Annotated in this window: 18 protein-coding genes; all 18 read left to right on the plus strand. The window is 42.9% G+C overall.

The features are described from left to right. Positions 1 to 96 precede the first annotated feature (96 nt). Positions 97 to 879 (plus strand): FliA/WhiG family RNA polymerase sigma factor, encoded by a 783-nt coding sequence (locus I2483_RS15420; RefSeq protein ID WP_207277997.1) that lies wholly within the window; start codon positions 97 to 99, stop codon positions 877 to 879. Then, complete coding sequence (locus I2483_RS15425) at positions 876 to 1,175, plus strand: RNA polymerase subunit sigma (RefSeq protein WP_207277998.1); 300 nt, start codon at positions 876 to 878, stop codon at positions 1,173 to 1,175. Before I2483_RS15420 ends, I2483_RS15425 begins: the two co-directional genes overlap by 4 nt. Positions 1,176 to 1,180: 5 nt before the next feature. Further along, on the plus strand, positions 1,181 to 1,681 hold the full coding sequence (locus I2483_RS15430; protein WP_207277999.1) for a DUF6115 domain-containing protein: 501 nt from the start codon (positions 1,181 to 1,183) through the stop codon (positions 1,679 to 1,681). Positions 1,682 to 1,826: 145 nt separating this feature from the next. Further along, on the plus strand, positions 1,827 to 2,552 hold the full coding sequence (gene rpsB, locus I2483_RS15435) for a 30S ribosomal protein S2 (RefSeq protein ID WP_067211184.1): 726 nt from the start codon (positions 1,827 to 1,829) through the stop codon (positions 2,550 to 2,552). Between the two features lie 85 nt (positions 2,553 to 2,637). Next, a complete protein-coding gene (tsf, locus tag I2483_RS15440; protein WP_207278000.1) occupies positions 2,638 to 3,522 on the plus strand; it encodes a translation elongation factor Ts in 885 nt (294 codons plus the stop codon). Positions 3,523 to 3,601: 79 nt separating this feature from the next. Then, a complete protein-coding gene (gene pyrH, locus I2483_RS15445) occupies positions 3,602 to 4,327 on the plus strand; it encodes a UMP kinase (protein WP_186671216.1) in 726 nt (241 codons plus the stop codon). Further along, positions 4,327 to 4,884, plus strand: coding sequence for a ribosome recycling factor (gene frr, locus I2483_RS15450; protein ID WP_186671215.1), 558 nt, complete (start codon positions 4,327 to 4,329; stop codon positions 4,882 to 4,884). The genes pyrH and frr overlap by 1 nt, the downstream gene beginning before the upstream one ends. Before the next feature lie 142 nt (positions 4,885 to 5,026). Continuing rightward, positions 5,027 to 5,821: an isoprenyl transferase gene (locus tag I2483_RS15455; protein ID WP_207278001.1), complete on the plus strand. Its 795-nt coding sequence runs from the start codon at positions 5,027 to 5,029 to the stop codon at positions 5,819 to 5,821. Continuing rightward, positions 5,818 to 6,612: a phosphatidate cytidylyltransferase gene (locus I2483_RS15460; RefSeq protein ID WP_207278002.1), complete on the plus strand. Its 795-nt coding sequence runs from the start codon at positions 5,818 to 5,820 to the stop codon at positions 6,610 to 6,612. Before I2483_RS15455 ends, I2483_RS15460 begins: the two co-directional genes overlap by 4 nt. Positions 6,613 to 6,631: 19 nt before the next feature. Continuing rightward, positions 6,632 to 7,777 carry a 1-deoxy-D-xylulose-5-phosphate reductoisomerase gene (locus tag I2483_RS15465; RefSeq protein WP_346267737.1) on the plus strand — a complete coding sequence of 382 codons (1,146 nt, stop codon included), beginning with the start codon at positions 6,632 to 6,634 and terminating at the stop codon, positions 7,775 to 7,777. Between the two features lie 43 nt (positions 7,778 to 7,820). Next, positions 7,821 to 9,083, plus strand: a complete 1,263-nt coding sequence (rseP, locus tag I2483_RS15470) for an RIP metalloprotease RseP (protein ID WP_207278004.1) — start codon at positions 7,821 to 7,823, stop codon at positions 9,081 to 9,083. 197 nt (positions 9,084 to 9,280) lie between these two features. Beyond that, positions 9,281 to 10,987, plus strand: a complete 1,707-nt coding sequence (locus I2483_RS15475) for a proline--tRNA ligase (RefSeq protein WP_207278005.1) — start codon at positions 9,281 to 9,283, stop codon at positions 10,985 to 10,987. 413 nt (positions 10,988 to 11,400) lie between these two features. Further along, on the plus strand, positions 11,401 to 15,711 hold the full coding sequence (locus I2483_RS15480; RefSeq protein WP_207278010.1) for a PolC-type DNA polymerase III: 4,311 nt from the start codon (positions 11,401 to 11,403) through the stop codon (positions 15,709 to 15,711). Positions 15,712 to 16,079: 368 nt separating this feature from the next. Next, positions 16,080 to 16,556 (plus strand): ribosome maturation factor RimP, encoded by a 477-nt coding sequence (gene rimP, locus I2483_RS15485; RefSeq protein WP_207278006.1) that lies wholly within the window; start codon positions 16,080 to 16,082, stop codon positions 16,554 to 16,556. Between the two features lie 22 nt (positions 16,557 to 16,578). Beyond that, complete coding sequence (gene nusA, locus I2483_RS15490; RefSeq protein WP_207278007.1) at positions 16,579 to 17,775, plus strand: transcription termination factor NusA; 1,197 nt, start codon at positions 16,579 to 16,581, stop codon at positions 17,773 to 17,775. Positions 17,776 to 17,793: 18 nt separating this feature from the next. After that, entirely contained in the window at positions 17,794 to 18,072 is a 279-nt protein-coding gene (gene rnpM, locus I2483_RS15495; protein ID WP_067211155.1) for an RNase P modulator RnpM, read from the plus strand. Continuing rightward, positions 18,069 to 18,446, plus strand: coding sequence for a YlxQ family RNA-binding protein (locus I2483_RS15500; protein ID WP_186671207.1), 378 nt, complete (start codon positions 18,069 to 18,071; stop codon positions 18,444 to 18,446). Before rnpM ends, I2483_RS15500 begins: the two co-directional genes overlap by 4 nt. Beyond that, positions 18,394 to 18,840, plus strand: a 447-nt coding sequence (locus I2483_RS15505; protein ID WP_207278008.1) for a translation initiation factor IF-2 N-terminal domain-containing protein, incomplete at its 3' end; no start/stop codon positions are given. The genes I2483_RS15500 and I2483_RS15505, both read left to right, overlap by 53 nt.

The raw sequence follows: 18,840 nt of genomic DNA on the forward strand, positions 1-18,840 counted from the left end.
AGCCGCGTTCCTTTTAGACGCCTTGCGCTTTTCTTACGTTTCTTTGCTATAATATAAGTAACTATGTCGGAATCAGCATGGAAAGCGAGGGATTCGATGTCGAAACAGGGTTTAATGGAGGAAGATGTATGTTGGGACCTGTGGATTCATAATCGTGATCCCGAAGCAGGAGACATACTTGTCCGTAAATACACGCCACTTGTAAGCTATCATGTGCAACGGATTAGCTCTGGACTACCACGTAATGTGTCTCGAGACGACATCATGAGTCTTGGGCTTCACGGTCTATTTGATGCGTTGACGAAATTCGATCCGGGCAGGGATTTTAAATTTGATACGTATGCATCTTTTCGTATCCGGGGCACAATTATCGATGGTTTGAGAAAAGAAGATTGGTTGCCGCGATCATCAAGGGAGAAATCTAAAAAACAAGAAGAAGAAATTATGAAGCTTGAACAGAAGTTGCAACGTCATGCGACACCGGAAGAAATTGCTGGACATATGGGGATAAGTGTAAAACAGGTTTATCAGACTGTCCATGAACATTACTTTTCCAACGTTCTTTCGATTGATGAGAAAATCAATGATGATGACGATGAAGGACAAAAGTCGTTTGTCATAAAAGACGAGGGTACAAGAACACCTGAGCAGAAGACAATGATGACCGAATTGATTGGTGACTTGATCACTAAAATTAAAGAACTAAATAAAAATGAACAGCTTGTATTGAGCTTTTTTTATACAGAAGAAATGACTCTGACAGAAATCGGAGAAATTTTAGGTCTATCTACGTCGCGGATTTCTCAAATTCACTCTAAGGCGTTGTTCAAACTACGCAAACTATTAGCAGCTGAAATTGTTGATGGAGGGATTTTATGAGTCTGAAAGGGATTGAACTGCAAATTGCCATACCCAAGACTTTCGATGCAGGGGAAATCGCGGAACAAAAGCACCAACAAACTCAATTAAACCTAGACCATGCTAATTCTCTTATGGAACGACAAGCAATTAAAGGTAAAGAAACTGTATTGGAATCGGAAGAGGCAGCGAAGACGGATGCGGATGGACATCGACAGGAACAAGGTCAGCTTCAGGACGGAGATCCACAACAAAATGAAGAGGAAAAGAAGACGGTACACCCATACAAAGGTGCGTTTGTCGACTTTACAGGCTAATGACGATGATAACGATTTTCTTAGTGTTTTTATTCATCATACAAATAATAAGTTTTTACTTCCTAGCTTTGCTTTACACTAAAGTTACAAAGTTTGATGATCTTGAAAAAAAACAGCGCAAGCTAATGACTGAAATGGACGACTCGATTGGCGCATACTTATCAGAGTTGAAAGACGAGAACGATCGCTTAATTGAGCAGCTTACAGTCGGTGTTAAACAACCTACTCTCCAAAAAACAATAGTACGTGATGCACAACAATCCGCAAAATCAGAAGAAGTCCGGCCCGTTATGCGTGCCAGCATACCTACAATGCCAGTTAATCTTGCTCTCAAGTCTTATAAGGCTGCAGGACAGGTTCCAGAGGAGGCTGTGGCACCAGTAGAAGCCGAGGATGAACGAACACAGGTAATTAGGCTGCATGACGCGGGACAGTCCATAGAAGAAATTGCTAAGCAACTAAGCAAGGGACGCACAGAGATAGAGTTAATCTTGAGATTTAGGTGAAGTAGGTTGCAATAAAGATATTCATATGGTATATTATCGAATGGTAATACTACACACGTGGACGGACGTCAGGAATGGTGCCGAGAGGTCGTTTTGGCGGATGAGGTACACGGAGGGAATTAAACCAAAACAGGAGGAATACAAAATGTCAGTTATCTCAATGAAACAACTGCTAGAAGCCGGAGTACACTTCGGTCACCAAACACGCCGCTGGAACCCGAAAATGAAGAAATTCATCTTCGTGGAACGTAACGGAATCTACATCATCGATCTTCAAAAAACGGTGAAAAAACTTGAAGAAGCTTACGCATTCATGCGTCAAGTTGGTGCTGATGGCGGAAAAGTTCTATTCGTCGGTACTAAAAAACAAGCACAAGATGCAATTAAAGAAGAAGCTGAACGCGCTGGAATGTATTATATTAACCAACGCTGGCTTGGTGGAACACTTACAAACTTTGGCACAATCCAAAAACGTGTTGCACGTATGAAACAAATCGAGAAAATGGAAGAAGACGGTACATTTGACGTGCTTCCTAAAAAAGAAGTTGGACAACTTAAGAAACAACACGAACGTCTTGTTAAATTCCTTGGCGGAATCCGTGATATGAAAGCAATTCCGGATGTTATGTTCGTTGTTGACCCACGCAAAGAACGCATCGCGGTTGCTGAAGCAATCAAATTGAATATTCCACTAGTTGGAATCGTTGACACGAACTGTGATCCAGACGAAATTGACTACATCATTCCTGCGAATGATGATGCAATTCGCGCAGTACGTCTATTGACTAGCAAAATGGCTGATGCTTTGCTTGAATCAAGACAAGGCGAAGACGAAGAAGCGACTCAAGAAGAAACTGTAGCTGCAGAGTAAATCCAGTAAACGAAAAGACGATAAGCGGCTTATACCCTTATCGTCTTTTTTCGGAATCGATGGCTTAATATAGGAGGAATAGAAAATGAAGATTACAGCACAAATGGTTAAGGAATTACGAGAAAAAACAGGTACAGGTATGATGGACTGTAAAAAAGCGTTAACAGAAACAAACGGTGATATGGAAGCTGCAATTGATTTCCTACGTGAAAAAGGTCTTTCTAGTTCTGCTAAGAAAGCGGATCGTATTGCTGCAGACGGTACAACGTCTATTTACGTTGACGGTAACGAAGCAATTATTCTTGAAGTGAACGCAGAAACTGATTTCGTGGCAAAAAATGAAGGTTTCCAAACGCTTGTAAGCGACCTTTCTGTACATCTTCTTGCTACAAAACCTGCTACAGTCGAAGAAGCAGTTGCATCTATATTGCCAAACGGATTATCAGTAGCGGATCATATTTCAAACACTGTTGCTAAAATCGGTGAAAAGATCACGCTTCGTCGTTATGAAATTCGTACGAAAACGGATAACGATGCATTCGGTCCATACTTGCACATGGGTGGACGAATCAGTGTCCTTACTATTGTTGAAGGTTCGACAGATTCAGATGCAGCAAAAGACGTTGCAATGCACATTGCAGCATTGAATCCGAAATACGTTTCACGTGACCAAGTTTCTGCTGAAGAAGTTGAGCACGAACGTAAAATCCTTACAGAACAAGCACTTAACGAAGGTAAACCAGAAAACATCGTTGCGAAAATGGTTGAAGGCCGTATCGGTAAATACTTCGAAGATATTTGTGTTCTTGACCAGGCGTTTGTTAAAAACTCTGATCAAAAAGTTGGGGACTTCGTGAAGTCAACTGGCGGCACATTGAAAGAATTTATCCGTTATGCAGTAGGTGAAGGAATTGAAAAACCTGAAGATAACTTCGCAGACGAAGTTATGAGTCAAGTTAAAGGTAACTGAGCCGTTATAGATTAACAAATGGGGAACACATGCGTGTGTTCCCCATTTTTCAAGAATAAAGAATAGATGGAGGATACAAATGAGCAACCCAAAATATAAACGTATCGTCTTGAAATTAAGCGGAGAAGCACTTGCTGGTGATCAAGGTTTCGGTCTTTCGCCAGAGGTTATTAAAAACGTTGCAGAACAAGTGAAAGAAGTTGTTGACCTCGATGTCGAAGTTGCCGTTGTTGTCGGAGGCGGAAATATTTGGCGTGGTAAAGTAGGCAGTGAAATGGGTATGGATCGTGCGACAGCAGATTATATGGGCATGCTTGCTACAGTCATGAATTCCCTTGCTCTACAAGATTCACTTGAAAAAATCGGCGTTGAAACCCGCGTCTCTTCATCAATTGAAATGAGGCAAGTTGCGGAACCATACATACGCCGCAAAGCAATCCGCCATCTTGAAAAGAAACGGGTCGTTATTTTCGCAGCAGGTACGGGAAATCCATATTTCTCAACTGATACGACAGCAGCACTCCGTGCAGCTGAAATTGAAGCGGATGTCATTCTTATGGCAAAAAATAATGTGGACGGCGTTTATTCAGCTGACCCAGCTAAAGATAAGAATGCAGTCAAATACTTAGAACTATCGTTTTTGGATGTCATTAATCAAGGGCTTGAAGTTATGGATTCTACGGCTTCAACTCTGTGTATGGACAACGATATCCCGCTCGTAGTATTCTCTATTATGGAAAATGGAAATATCAAAAGAGCTGTCCTAGGTGAATCGATTGGGACGGTCGTCAGGAGGAATTTGTAATGGCTAACGAAGTAATGGATCAAGCTAAAGATCGTATGGAAAAAGCAATTGGTGGATATACGAGAGAACTAGCGTCTATTCGTGCAGGACGTGCAAGTGCTGCAATGCTGGACAGATTAACTATTGAGTATTACGGCGCTCCTACTCCGATATCACAGATGGCTGGTATTTCAGTACCTGAGGCGCGTCTACTTGTCATTCAACCATATGACAAAACAATACTTGCCGATATTGAAAAGGCTATCATGAAATCGGATATCGGAATTACACCTTCGAATGATGGTAGCGTCATTCGCCTTGCTGTTCCAGCATTGACAGAAGATCGTCGTAAAGAGCTTGTGAAATCTGTGAAAAAAGAAGCAGAAGAAGCAAAAATCGGGATTCGCAATGTTCGTCGTGATGCAAATGAAGATTTCAAGAAACTCGAAAAAAGTAGCGATATTACTGAGGATGAGCTACGCCGCTATGGTGAGGAAATCCAAAAGTTGACGGATTCGCAAATTGTGAGAATCGATGAAATTGCAAAAGTTAAAGAAAATGAAATAATGGAAATCTGATAGAAGAACTTTCTATATTTCGAGACGTCCTTATTTCAGGACGTCTTTTTCTTTTAACTGCAATTAAAAATGAAATTAACCGTCTAATTTGTTACGATAGAGTATGTACTTGCTCTGATAGTAGCTGAGTGGAGGAAACGACATGCTAGAAAAACTTTTCGGGAAAAAAAATGTGGTGGCAGCTAGTTCAATTACGGACCGAATTGCAACTGTTAAAAGCAGGCATATCCCTGCTCATGTGGCGATTATTATGGACGGCAACGGCAGATGGGCGAAACAACGTAATTTACCCAGAATAGCAGGTCATCATGAAGGTATGAAAAAGGTTCGTAAAATAACGCGCATCGCAAATGATCTTGGTGTAAAAGTGCTTACACTTTATGCATTCTCTACGGAAAATTGGAAACGCCCGAAACTCGAAATAGATTTCCTGATGAAACTTCCTGGAGAGTTTCTTAGCACTTATCTCCCCGAGCTAATCGAGCAGAATGTGAAAGTTGAAATGATTGGAAACTTTGAAATGTTGCCAGATCATACGAAAAAAGCAATTAGTAAAGCAATGGACGAAACAAAGCACAATGACGGTTTAACATTGAACTTTGCAATGAATTACGGTAGTAGGCTAGAACTTGTTGAATCTGTGAAAGAAATTGCTGCACTAGTGGCGGCTGGTTCAATTAATCCTGAGGATATTAATGAGTCACTCATTGGATCTCATTTAATGACCGCTCATTTACCGGAACCGGATTTACTAATCCGCACAAGCGGTGAAGTCAGGCTGTCCAATTTCATGCTGTGGCAGCTCGCATATGCCGAGTTTTCTTTCACAGACGTGTTGTGGCCAGATTTTGATGAAATATGCATGCTGAATGCGATCGAAGAATTCCAAATGCGAAATAGACGTTTTGGAAGTGTAGAAGGGAATGGGGACGTTTGAAACAAAGGATATTAACGGCAATCGTTGCGCTTATCTTTTTCGTTCCGGTAGTTGTAATAGGTGGGATGCCCTTCACGATTGCAGTTTATGCAATTGCAACAATTGGGTTATATGAACTATTAAGAATGAGGGACATCCAACTATTTTCAATCGAAGGTATTTTGACATGGATAGCGCTAGCAATTTTACTTATGCCTGCCAGTTGGAGCGGTAACGTCTACGAAATGGTTGGTTATACAAAAATCGAAATGACATTCGCTATTGTCCTTATGCTATTGATTTATACAGTTGTTGTTAAAAATCGATTTACGTTTGATCATGCCGCTTTTGCTGTTTTGGCTACGTTGTATGTCGGAATCGGATTTTATTATTTGATTGAAACGAGATTGTTTGGAATCGAATATGTCGTGTATGCTTTGCTGGTAATTTGGACGACCGATTCTGGTGCTTATTTCATAGGTAGGAAAATCGGCAAGCGCAAGTTGTGGCCGGAAATATCTCCAAATAAGACAGTCGAAGGTTTTGTAGGGGGTGTATTGTCAGCAGTTGTTTTTGCTTGCATCTTCCAAATCATCTTCCCAATTGCTTCTACATATATCATACTTATTGTTGTAACGATTATTGCATCGATTGTCGGGCAGTTGGGGGATCTTGTCGAATCGGCATTAAAAAGGCATTATGAGGTTAAGGATTCAGGAAAGCTCCTACCAGGCCATGGTGGGATTCTAGACAGGTTTGATAGTCTCCTTTTTGTATTGCCATTACTTCATTTTCTACACTTTGTAGGATAAGGGAAAGGGTGTCTATATGATTAAGAAAATAAGTCTACTTGGTGCTACAGGCTCCATCGGTATACAGACTCTGGATATCATTGGTTCCAACCCGGATAAATTTAAGCTCGTATCTTTTTCGGCTGGTTTGAATATCGATAGTGTAAGGGAAATTGCTTCCGCATATCATCCGCGAATGGTATCTGTAATCAGACGTGAAGATGCCGAAAAGCTGAAAACGGAATTTCCAGCTATCGAATTTGTTTATGGCGATGAGGGCCTTGTTGAAATCGCGGCACGCACAGGTGCTGATATTTTGCTTAACGCCGTCATTGGCAGTGTTGGACTTAAACCAACACTGGAAGCAATCCGTGCAGGGATAACAATCGCCATTGCCAATAAGGAGACACTTGTCGCAGCAGGGGATATCGTCATGAGTGAAGCCCGTAAATACGGTGTATCGATTTTACCTGTGGACAGTGAGCATTCAGCACTCTTCCAAGCGTTGAACGGAGAAGATCCGAAACGTATTTCTAGACTTATTTTGACCGCTTCAGGCGGAAGTTTTAGGGATCTTACGCGAGCAGAACTTTCCAACGTGACGCTCGAACAGGCTCTCGCGCATCCTAATTGGTCGATGGGCAATAAATTAACAATCGACTCGGCGACAATGTTGAACAAGGGACTCGAAGTGATTGAGGCGCATCATCTTTTTGCAATGCCTTATGATAAAATCGATTGCTTGCTTCACAAAGAAAGTATCATCCATTCGATGATTGAGTTCGAAGACACTAGTGTCATGGCGCAACTAGGTTCACCTGATATGCGGGTGCCAATTCAATACGCTTTGACCTATCCTGATCGGATTCCAATGCAAAACGCGAAGCCGCTTCGTCTTGAAGAAATTGGAATGTTGCATTTCGAGAAAATGGATCTTGTTCGCTTTAAGGCGCTGGGACTTGCATATGCTGCAGGTAGAGAAGGTGGTACAATGCCAGCTGCTATGAATGCCGCAAATGAAGTGGCTGTAGCGTTGTTTATGAATGGGCGCATTCAATTTGTACAAATTGAAGATATCATTGAACGGGTAATGGAGGCGCATCGAACAATTTCAACACCGAATCTTGAAGCGATTTTGGAAACAGATTCGCTTACTCGAAAAATGGTGTATGCTATGGTAGAATGAGTTTTTTAGAAACGGCCTAAGAGGTCAGTGAAGGTGGTTTTTCATGGAAACCGTTATTTCGTTTATAATCGTATTCGGTACGTTGGTCTTTTTTCATGAACTAGGACATTTCTTGTTTGCGAAAAAGGCTGGAATTATGGTGCGTGAATTCGCAATTGGATTTGGGCCTAAAATTATTGGTATTCAAAAAGGCGAAACGTTATATACAGTTCGACTTCTGCCGCTTGGTGGTTATGTTCGGATGGCAGGGGAAGACTTTGATACGGTTGAATTACTGGCTGGTTATCGTGTAGGTCTATTGATTAATACTGCAAATGAAGTTGAAAAAATTTATTTGAACCGCAATGTTGCGAATCCCGATGTTCTGTTCCTTGAAACAGAATCATCTGATTTAGAAAAGGAATTGTTCATCGAAGGTTATGATGAAGAGGGGCAGCTTGTCCGTTACAACGTATCTAGACAAGCGGTTATCTATGAGAAGGGGCAGAAAACACTTATTGCTCCGTATGATCGCCAATTCGAATCGAAATCTCTAGGCAGTCGAGCAATGGCTATCTTTGCAGGTCCATTATTTAACTTTATCCTGGCGTTTTTCATATTCCTTGCGATTGGATTGTTACAAGGTGTTCCGACATATGAACCGATTATTACGAGCGTAGTTAGCGGTGATCCTGCACAGGTTGCAGGGATGAAAGATGGAGACTACGTTACAGGGGTCGATGGTAAACCTGTCAGCACTTGGCAGGAGTTTGCTACAATCATTCAAAACAGTCCCGGTGTATTGCTCCAACTCGAAGTGGATCGTAACGGTGATTCAGTGATAATGGATGTTGTACCAAAGACACTCGAAGAAAAAGGGACAGAATACGGTCAGATTGGCGTGAAATATACAAGCCCAGTAGTGAAAGGTCCCTTAAAAGCAGTTCAGTATGGGGCAGAAGAAACAATTGTATGGTTTAAAAGAATAGCCGAATTACTTGGGATGCTCGTAACGGGTCAATTGTCATTCGACGCCTTATCAGGTCCGGTAGGTATTTACCAAGCTACTGGGGAGATGGCAAAGAGCGGTATATATAGTCTTATGAACTGGGCTGCAATTTTAAGCATTAACCTGGGGATTATGAACTTGTTGCCATTACCAGCACTTGACGGCGGAAGGCTATTGTTCTTCTTGTTTGAAGCGATTCGTGGTAAGCCAGTTGACAAGCAGAAAGAAGGAATGGTCCATTTTGTTGGAATTGTTCTGCTGATGTTGCTTATGCTTGTTGTAACCTGGAATGATATACAGCGCTTTTTCTTTTCTTAAAGAAAAGCGCAAGTCGCCGTTTAGCTCCGACAAGCGCTGGAGAGCCTGTCGGTAAAGGCGTTCTATGCCTTTATCGACAGGACCGAAGCGACTCGAGGGGCTGGCGTCTGTAGTCTGGACAAGAAAAGCGCAAGGCGCCGTTTAATCTAGAGAATTTAACAACACTTCCAAAAACATTACTTAAGGTGGGGACATAGATGAAACAATCGCGAACATTCATACCTACAATGCGTGAAGTACCTTCTGATGCCGATGTAAAATCACATCAATTACTTTTGCGCGCAGGTTTTATCCGACAAAATACAAGCGGAATTTATTCATTCCTACCTTTAGGAAAAAAAGTACTCCAAAAAGTCGAGACAATTATCCGTGAAGAAATGGAAGCAATCGAAGCGGTAGAGGTATTTATGCCTGCTATGCAACAAGCTGAACTATGGCAGGAAACCGGAAGATGGTACTCGTATGGTCCTGAGCTATTCAGAATGACTGATAGACATAAAAGGGAATTCGCTCTTGGTGCGACTCATGAAGAAGTAATCACTTCTCTTGTCCGTGATGAAGTTAAATCGTATAAGAAGTTACCATTGACGATGTACCAAATCCAGACCAAATTCAGGGATGAACAGCGTCCACGTTTCGGACTTCTCCGAGGACGCGAATTCATTATGAAAGACGCGTATTCATTCCATGCGACGGAAGAGAGCCTTGATGAGAAATACCAGGAAATGATGCAAGCCTATTCGAATATCTTTACGAGACTTGGACTTGATTTCCGCGCGGTTATGGCAGATGGTGGTTCAATCGGTGGTACAGATACGCATGAATTCATGGCACTATCTGACATTGGTGAAGACACAATCGCGTATAGCGACTCTTCGTCATATGCTGCTAATATTGAAATGGCCGAAGTGAATGTGAACTATGAAAAACTTGATGAAGCGTTACAGGAAGTGGAGAAAGTCGCAACGCCTGATCAAAAAACAATCAGCGAAGTCGCTTCATTCCTGAATGTCGATGCGACTCGTCTTATTAAGACGCTAATCTTCAAAGCAGATGACGAGCTAATTGCAGTACTTTGTCGTGGCGATCATGAAATCAATGATATTAAACTGAAAAATGTACTAGGTGCATCTGAAGTTGAATTGGCTGCAGAAGGTGATGTTACTGCACTTCTTTCTTGTGGGGTTGGTTCAATCGGGCCAGTTAAACTTCCTCTTGATCTCAAAGTGATTGCAGATCACTCAATCGCTTCAATCGTTAACGGTGTATGCGGAGCGAATGAAGATGGTTTCCATTTGACGAATGTCAATCCAGAACGTGATTTTGCTGTGGATCGTTATGAAGATCTTCGTTTCATCATCGAAGGAGACGCATCTCCGGATGGCAACGGTACGATTAAGTTCGCTAGAGGCATTGAACTTGGACATGTATTCAAATTAGGTACGACGTATAGCGAACCAATGGGCGGAACATTCCTTGATGAAAACGGCAGATCGAAACCATACATCATGGGCTGTTATGGCATTGGCGTTTCACGTATACTTGCAGCTGTCGCAGAACAATTCAACGATGAATACGGTTTGAAATGGCCGAAGAAGATTGCGCCATTTGATGTCCATCTTATTGCTGTTAATCTTAAGGATGAAAGTCAAAAAGAATTGGCTGAAGAATTATATAGTGTTCTAAAATCGTATAGATACGATGTACTCTATGATGACCGTCCTGAACGAGCAGGCGTTAAATTCGCCGATTCGGATTTAATTGGCTTGCCAGTTCGAATTACAGTCGGAAAAAAAGCTTCTGAAGGAATTGTCGAAATTAAATTCAGACAAACCGGAGAAACGGCTGAATGGCAAAAAGAAGAATTAACTGAAAAGTTACAAGCATTTTTCACAGCTGAATAACTATCGAGAAGGGAAGGCCGCATGTCGGTACTTCCCTTCTTTTTCGGAAGAATAAGAAAGAATACGTTTTTTGACCTAGAACAGTGTCTAACTTTAGGCGCCAGCCGCTCGGGGGCCCACAGGATGTGGGTCACGTAGCCATTGCCGCAGGACGCGGCATACTTTGGCTAGGTTCCTTGAAAGTCAATCCAGCTATGTGGCAAAGAGCGCCCCGTCGTACCTGCAAGGATGCAGGTATGCAGTCGTTGCGACAGGAAGTCGCGCTCTTAGACTGCCTTCCCCTGGATCGACTTATGCCTGTCGCGGGCCTACAGGATGTAGGTCATGCAGCTGTTGCCACAGGAAGTGGTGCACTTAAGCTGCGTTCCTTTTGGCGCCTTGCGTTTTTCGCTGATGAAGGATTGGAGAGACTTATGGACGCTATAAATAAATTATATATCTTGCTGCAGCAAATTGAGATGACGGATGATCAATATGTCATTCACTTTGAAAATGCGGAACTTAATCGTGTGAACATTCACCGAAAATCAAGAGTGTGGCAATTTAATTTAACGCTCGACAAGCCATTACCGGCAGCTATCTATACAGTGTTTTCGCAACGTATCAATAAAACATTTGCGGCCATTGCGACGGTTAAGCTTCATATTACATCCAGAAACCAGGAAGTAGATGGGCAATTACTAACGGATTATTGGCCGTTTATCATCGAAGAGTTGAGTGATATGTCCCCGCCAATCAGAGAACGTCTTAGTGGACAAAAGCCGGTCATGACGGGTGGTAAAATGACGCTTACTTGTACGAATGATTTGGAACTGCAAATGATGAAAGGCAAATATGCTGGACTCATCACGGATGTTTATACATCATTCGGATTTCCGCGGCCTGTCGTCGATTTCAAATTGACAGAGGAAGATAGCGGGGCGGAGGCTGCCCGTGAAGCATTTATGGCACAACGACTAGCAGAAGAGGAAGCGTATGGTAAAAAAGCGCTTGATGATTTAAAACTAAGGGAAACATCCCAGAAAGAAAGTGGCACTGTATCTGGACCATTCCGTCTCGGAACGCCAATTAAACCAGATGAGCCTATGCTCGAAATTCAGCAAATTCAGGACGAAGAACGTCGCGTGACAATAGAAGGCTATGTGTTTGACACGGATGTTCGTGAACTGCGGAGTGGACGCTCACTGTTGACGATTAAAGTAACAGATTACACGGATTCAATTCTTGTTAAAATGTTCTCGCGTGATAACGAAGATGCGGAAATGATGAAGGCGCTGAAAAAAGGGACTTGGATTCGAGCCCGCGGCGGTATCCAAAACGATACGTTCGTTCGCGATCTCATTATGATGGCTCAAGACGTTATGGAAGTGTCTCCTATAATCAGACAAGACAAGGCGCCGAAGGACCGAAAACGGATTGAACTGCATGCACACACGACAATGAGTCAGATGGATGCGGTTGTAACTGCATCTGCACTTGTTGAACAAGCAGCGAAATGGGGACACCCCGCAATCGCAATTACAGATCACGCGAACGTTCAATCATTTCCAGAGGCCTATAGCGCTGGGAAAAAACATGGTGTGAAAGTCATTTTCGGCCTCGAAGCAAATTTAGTGGATGACGGAGTGCCAATCGTTTTTGATGAACAGCATAGAAAGCTTGAAGATGATTCATTTGTTGTATTTGACGTTGAGACGACAGGGCTTTCAGCGGTGTATGACAGAATCATTGAGCTGGCTGCGGTCAGAGTGAAGAATGGCGAGATAATTGAGACATTTGAAAGGTTTTCGAATCCGCATCATCCGTTATCTTCTACAACGACAAGACTAACCGGAATTACTGATGATATGGTAAAAAATGCACCGGAAATCGAGGATGTTACGAAAGATTTCATCGAATTTATTGGCGATTCAATTCTTGTTGCCCATAATGCGAAATTCGATATGGGCTTCTTTTATCAAGCATGTAAAAAGGCGGACTTGGAAGCCGCAGCCTATCCAGTCATCGATACGCTCGAATTGGCCCGCTTCCTTTATCCAGAAATGGGGAATCACAGGCTAGGCACGCTGGCGAAAAAGTTCGGAATCGAACTGACTCAGGCTCACCGAGCAATCTATGATACTGAAGCGACTGCGCATTTGTTCCTTCGTTTGTTAAAAGATGCGGAAGGAAAAGGCATCGAATACTTGGATGACTTTAACCGCCATATTGGTGAAGGAGACGTTTACAAACGGTCTCGCCCATCGCATTGTACACTTTTAGCGGTCGATGATGAAGGATTGAAAAACCTGTTTAAACTCGTTTCTTACTCACATATGAATTACTTTTATCGTATTCCGCGTATACCACGTTCATTGCTTGTTAAATACCGCAAAGGGTTGCTTGTCGGCTCTGGTTGTGATAAAGGTGAAGTGTTCGAGGGGCTTATGCAGAAACCAATGGAAGAAGTAGAGGAGATTGCGAAGTTTTACGATTACTTGGAAGTACATCCAAAACCGGTTTATTCGCATCTGCTTGAACTTGAATTGATTCGCGATGAGTGGAATATGGAAGACATTATGCGCAAACTGATCAAGCTTGGGAAAAAGGTTGGTCTACCGGTTTGTGCAACAGGAAATGTCCACTACATTGATGAAACGGATGCGGTATTCCGCCAAGTTCTTGTCAGATCACAAGGTGGGGCAAATCCGATGAACAGGCATTCGCTGCCGGCTGTTCAATTCCGAACGACGGATGAAATGCTGGAGGAATTCGCGTTTCTAGGTAAAGAAGTTGCGGAAGAAATAGTTATAGATAACCCGCATGCAATTTTAGCTAGAATAGGGAACGTAAAACCAATCAAAGATGATCTTTATACTCCAACAATCGAAGGTGCGGACGAAGAAGTACGTGAATTGACTTATTCGATGGCACACGGAATTTATGGTGAGCAATTGCCGGAAAACATCGAAGCGCGTATTGAAAAAGAATTGAAGTCGATTATCGGCCACGGCTTTGCGGTTATCTACCTAATCTCACACAAGCTTGTGAAGAAATCGCTGGATGAGGGGTATCTTGTTGGGTCTCGGGGGTCGGTCGGTTCATCGCTTGTCGCTACAATGATGGAAATCACTGAAGTAAATCCGATGCCGCCACATTACATTTGCCCGACCTGCAAGAAATCCGAGTTTTTCGATGATGGATCCGTCAGTTCTGGCTACGATCTTCCAGACAAAATGTGCCCAACATGCGAAACGCCGTTCAAAAAGGATGGTCAGGATATCCCGTTTGAAACTTTCCTTGGGTTTAATGGGGATAAAGTTCCGGATATTGACCTTAACTTCAGTGGTGATTATCAAGCGCATGCCCATAATTATACCAAGGAACTGTTCGGTGAAGATTTTGTTTACCGTGCGGGGACGATAGGGACTGTCGCTGAGAAGACGGCTTACGGCTATGTACGTGGTTATATGAATGATAATAACTTGAACTTCCGCGGCGCTGAAATTGATCGACTTGTACAAGGGTGTTCTGGCGTTAAACGGAATACAGGGCAGCATCCCGGCGGAATAATCGTTGTTCCGGATGATATGGATATTTTTGATTTTACACCCATTCAGTTTCCGGCGAATGATTTGAATTCGAGCTGGAAGACGACTCATTTTGACTTCCATTCCATTGACAATAACTTATTGAAACTCGATATTCTCGGTCATGATGATCCGACGATGATTAAAATGTTGCAGGATTTATCTGGAATTGATCCACTGACGATTCCACCGGATGATAAAGGGGTTATGGAATTATTCAGTGGTACAACTTCGCTCGGGGTCACCCCGGAGCAAATCGGTTGTAAGACGGGGACGCTCGGTGTACCTGAGTTTGGGACAAGATTCGTTCGACAGATGCTTGAAGAGACGAAGCCGTCGACGTTTTCGGAACTGATTCAAATTTCTGGATTGTCTCATGGTACGGACGTTTGGCTCGGCAATGCACAGGAATTGATCCAAAACAAAACATGCGAACTGAAAGATGTTATCGGTTGTCGTGATGATATTATGGTGTATTTAATCTATCAAGGATTAGATCCGTCGATGGCATTTCAGATTATGGAATTTGTCCGTAAAGGTCGTGGATTGACACCGGAGTTTGAAGCGGAAATGAAAGCTCAAAGCGTGCCTAACTGGTATATCGAATCGTGTAAAAAGATTAAATACATGTTCCCGAAAGCGCACGCGGCTGCCTATGTATTGATGGCGCTGCGCATAGCCTACTTCAAAGTGCATCACCCAATTTTGTACTATGCAACATACTTCACAATACGGGCAACGGACTTTGATCTACTGACCATGACGAAGGGATCGGCGTCGATACGGGCGCAAGTTAAAGAAATTAATGCAAAAGGGCTGGATGCAACGCCGAAAGAAAAGAGCTTGCTCACCGTACTTGAAATTGCGCTGGAAATGTGGGAACGCGGTATTTCATTAGAAAGACCAGATTTGTATAAATCCGACGCAACAACATTCCTTATTGAAGGCAATACACTAATTCCGCCATTCAATTCAGTTCCTTCACTTGGGACGAACGTTGCGAATTCAATTGTTGAAGCAAGGAAAGACGGAGAGTTTCTTTCGAAAGAAGACTTCCAACAGCGCGGTCGTGTTTCGAAGACGATTGTCGAGTATATGGACTCGTTAGGTTGTTTGGAAGGCATGCCTGATGCGAATCAGCTGTCTCTCTTCTAGAATCTACGCTATGTTTTTTGAATTACAATAGGGTGCGTTGTTGGGTATCTATTGTATAATTTCCGCAAAGGGAGCTAGAATTATACAAGCAAACCGAACCCTTCTTGTTCGGTTTGTTTGCACCAGCAAATATCGTATGGTATGATGGGAACAACTTTTGTAATAGTCTTGCGCAAAAAGAGTGGGATTTCCCGCTCTTTTCTGTTGTTCTGTACTGTTTTTTAATTTTATTTGGTAGGAGTTCAAGCTTTCATCAAGTGAAATTAGAGCCTCCGGCGGATGCTACGGATTTTGTAGTGAAATTAATCTACTTAATCTGGGCGCAAATACGCCGAGGCGTATTTGATTAATATTTCGGGAGGGCTAAGATGAGTAATATTACGGAAGAAGTCGCAAAAATCGCCATTCCAATTGTTGAGGAACTAGAATTGGAACTTGTCGATGTAGAGTTCGTTAAAGAAGGAAGAGACTGGTTTTTACGGGTCTATATCGATACGCCTAACGGAAACATCGATATTGATCAGTGCTCTCAAGTTAGTGAAAAGTTAAGTGAAGAGCTTGACCGTACTGACCCAATTCCGCAAAACTATTTTCTTGAAGTATCTTCACCAGGTGCAGAGCGTCCGTTGAAGAAGGAAGAAGATTTTCAAAAAGCGATTGGACAGTTCGTATTCATTAAAACGTACGAAGCCATTAATGATATGAAAGAGTTCGAAGGTTATTTGTTGGCATATGGTCCCGAGGGTGCAGAAGTTGAAATGCGCATTAAGACAAGAAAATTAACGGTTGTAATCGGCCAGGATAAAATCGCACTTGCCCGTTTGGCAATCGACTTTTCCGCATAATTGAATAGTAGGAGTGATTAACATGAGTAGTGATCTACTCGATGCATTGACAGCCCTAGAAAAGCAAAAAGGCATTTCCAGGGACGTATTAGTAGAAGCAATCGAAGCAGCACTTGTAACCGCATATAAACGCAATTTTAATCAGGCACAAAATGTGCGCGTTGATTTGAACCTTGATAAAGGAACGATGAAAGTTTATGCAAGAAAAGACGTTGTCGAAGAAGTCGAAGATGAGCGTCTACAAATCAGTCTTGAAGATGCACATAAAATCAACCCATCTTATGAACTGGAGGATGTTGTTGAAGAAGAAGTGACGCCACGCGATTTTGGTCGTGTTGCAGCACAAACTGCGAAGCAAGTTGTTACGCAGCGTGTGAGGGAAGCGGAACGTGGCATCATCTATGAAGAGTACGTCGACAGGGAAGATGATATCGTCAACGGTATTGTTGAACGTCTTGACGCACGAAATTTGTATGTAGGTCTTGGGAAAGTCGAAGCTGTTTTACCAGTAGGGGAACAGATTCTGACAGAAACGTATAAACCTCATGATCGTATCAAAGTATATATTACAAAAGTTGAACGTACATCACGTGGACCGCAAGTGTTCGTATCTAGAACACATCCTGGCCTTCTTCGCAGGTTGTTTGAAGTTGAGGTTCCTGAAATCTTTGAAGGCATCGTTGAAATCAAATCGATTGCACGAGAAGCGGGAGATCGTTCTAAAATTTCAGTTCATACGAATAATGATGCAGTAGATCCGGTCGGGTCATGTGTAGGTGCAAGAGGTGCCCGCGTTCAAGCGATATCAAATGAACTGAATGGCGAGAAAATCGATATCGTCGAATGGTCAGAGGATCCAGCTATATTCGTAGCAAATGCACTGAGCCCGTCAAAAGTAATTGACGTTCAGGTGAATGAAGAAGATCGATCGACAACGGTTGTTGTACCTGACTATCAATTGTCACTTGCTATCGGGAAACGTGGTCAGAACGCTAGACTTGCTGCCAAAATGACTGGTTGGAAAATCGACATTAAGAGCGAAACGGATGCACGGGAACTTGGGATTTATCCGTCAGCAACTAGTGCGTTAATCATAGAACAAGTCCAATTGGATGAAGACGCGAACGAAAGCGATCCATACTTCGTTGAAGATGAAGTGACAGAAGCCGTTGGAACTGAAACAATTGATCTGTATACGGATACGGAAAACGAAGACTGAGAGGAAGGATGAGTACACATGACAAACATGAAAAAAATTCCTCTGCGTAAATGTGCGGCGACAGGCAATATGTTTCCTAAAAAGGAAATGATCCGCATTGTTCGCCCGAAAGAAGGGGAAGTTTCAGTCGATCTCACTGGCAAGAAGTCAGGCCGAGGGACATATGTGTCAAAATCCGAAGAAGCAGTTGAATCCGCGCGCCGTAACAGATCGATTGAAAGTCAACTTGGGACGGCCGTACCTGAACAAGTATTCGAGGATCTTCTCCACGCAATCCGCCGGGAGGCATTAAAATGACAGATCCAAAAAAGATTTATCAAATGCTTGGCATGGCGGCGCGGGCAAGAATGCTTATTATGGGTGAAGATTTGGTTGTTCGGGAGATTCGTGCCGGCAAGGCGCGTCTTGTGATTATTTCAGAGGACGCATCTAAAAATACGATGAAAAAATTAACAGATAAAAGTACGTTTTACAACGTTGAGAAGCATGTTTTTGGGAATCGAGAAGAGCTTGGACATGCAGTTGGAAAAGAGTCGCGGGTCGTACTTGCGCTAACGGACAATGGTTTTGCTAAAAAAGTGTCCGGGCTGCTCAACGAATATAACCGGGGGTGGACTAATGACGAAAATACGGGTACACGAATACGCGAAACAAGTGAATCGGACGAGTAAAGAAGTTATTGATGAGCTTGGAAAGATAAATGTAAGTGTCACAAATCATATGTCTACATTGGATAATGATTCAATTACAAAACTGAATAGTAAATTCAGTGGCAATGTCACTAAACAAAGTGCGCCAAAAGTAGAAACGAAGGGTGCTGAACAAAAAATGGCTCCAAATCAATCACAAGGTTCGACAGGCGGCAATCGCCCAGCGCAAGGCTCAACAGGCGGTACTACTCGTCCATCACAAGGCTCAACAGGCGGTACTCGCCCATCACAAGGTTCGACAGGCAGCAATCGCCCATCACAAGGCTCGACAAGCAGCAATCGCCCATCACAAGGCTCAACAGGCGGCAATCGTCCATCACAAGGCTCAACAGGCGGTACTCGCCCAGCACAAGGT

The organism is Sporosarcina sp. E16_3, from assembly GCF_017347125.1.
Taxonomy (GTDB): Bacteria; Bacillota; Bacilli; order Bacillales_A; family Planococcaceae; genus Sporosarcina.

Excerpts from the sequence above, each read along its gene's own strand:
- I2483_RS15475 (WP_207278005.1), top strand. The coding sequence starts at position 9,281 with ATGAAACAATCGCGAACATTCATACCTACAATGCGTGAAGTACCTTCT.
- I2483_RS15455 (WP_207278001.1), top strand. The coding sequence starts at position 5,027 with ATGCTAGAAAAACTTTTCGGGAAAAAAAATGTGGTGGCAGCTAGTTCA.
- rpsB (WP_067211184.1), top strand. The coding sequence starts at position 1,827 with ATGTCAGTTATCTCAATGAAACAACTGCTAGAAGCCGGAGTACACTTC.
- frr (WP_186671215.1), top strand. The coding sequence starts at position 4,327 with ATGGCTAACGAAGTAATGGATCAAGCTAAAGATCGTATGGAAAAAGCA.
- tsf (WP_207278000.1), top strand. The coding sequence starts at position 2,638 with ATGAAGATTACAGCACAAATGGTTAAGGAATTACGAGAAAAAACAGGT.
- I2483_RS15420 (WP_207277997.1), top strand. The coding sequence starts at position 97 with ATGTCGAAACAGGGTTTAATGGAGGAAGATGTATGTTGGGACCTGTGG.
- nusA (WP_207278007.1), top strand. The coding sequence starts at position 16,579 with ATGAGTAGTGATCTACTCGATGCATTGACAGCCCTAGAAAAGCAAAAA.
- rimP (WP_207278006.1), top strand. The coding sequence starts at position 16,080 with ATGAGTAATATTACGGAAGAAGTCGCAAAAATCGCCATTCCAATTGTT.
- rnpM (WP_067211155.1), top strand. The coding sequence starts at position 17,794 with ATGACAAACATGAAAAAAATTCCTCTGCGTAAATGTGCGGCGACAGGC.
- rseP (WP_207278004.1), top strand. The coding sequence starts at position 7,821 with ATGGAAACCGTTATTTCGTTTATAATCGTATTCGGTACGTTGGTCTTT.
- I2483_RS15480 (WP_207278010.1), top strand. The coding sequence starts at position 11,401 with ATGGACGCTATAAATAAATTATATATCTTGCTGCAGCAAATTGAGATG.
- I2483_RS15425 (WP_207277998.1), top strand. The coding sequence starts at position 876 with ATGAGTCTGAAAGGGATTGAACTGCAAATTGCCATACCCAAGACTTTC.
- I2483_RS15430 (WP_207277999.1), top strand. The coding sequence starts at position 1,181 with ATGATAACGATTTTCTTAGTGTTTTTATTCATCATACAAATAATAAGT.
- pyrH (WP_186671216.1), top strand. The coding sequence starts at position 3,602 with ATGAGCAACCCAAAATATAAACGTATCGTCTTGAAATTAAGCGGAGAA.
- I2483_RS15500 (WP_186671207.1), top strand. The coding sequence starts at position 18,069 with ATGACAGATCCAAAAAAGATTTATCAAATGCTTGGCATGGCGGCGCGG.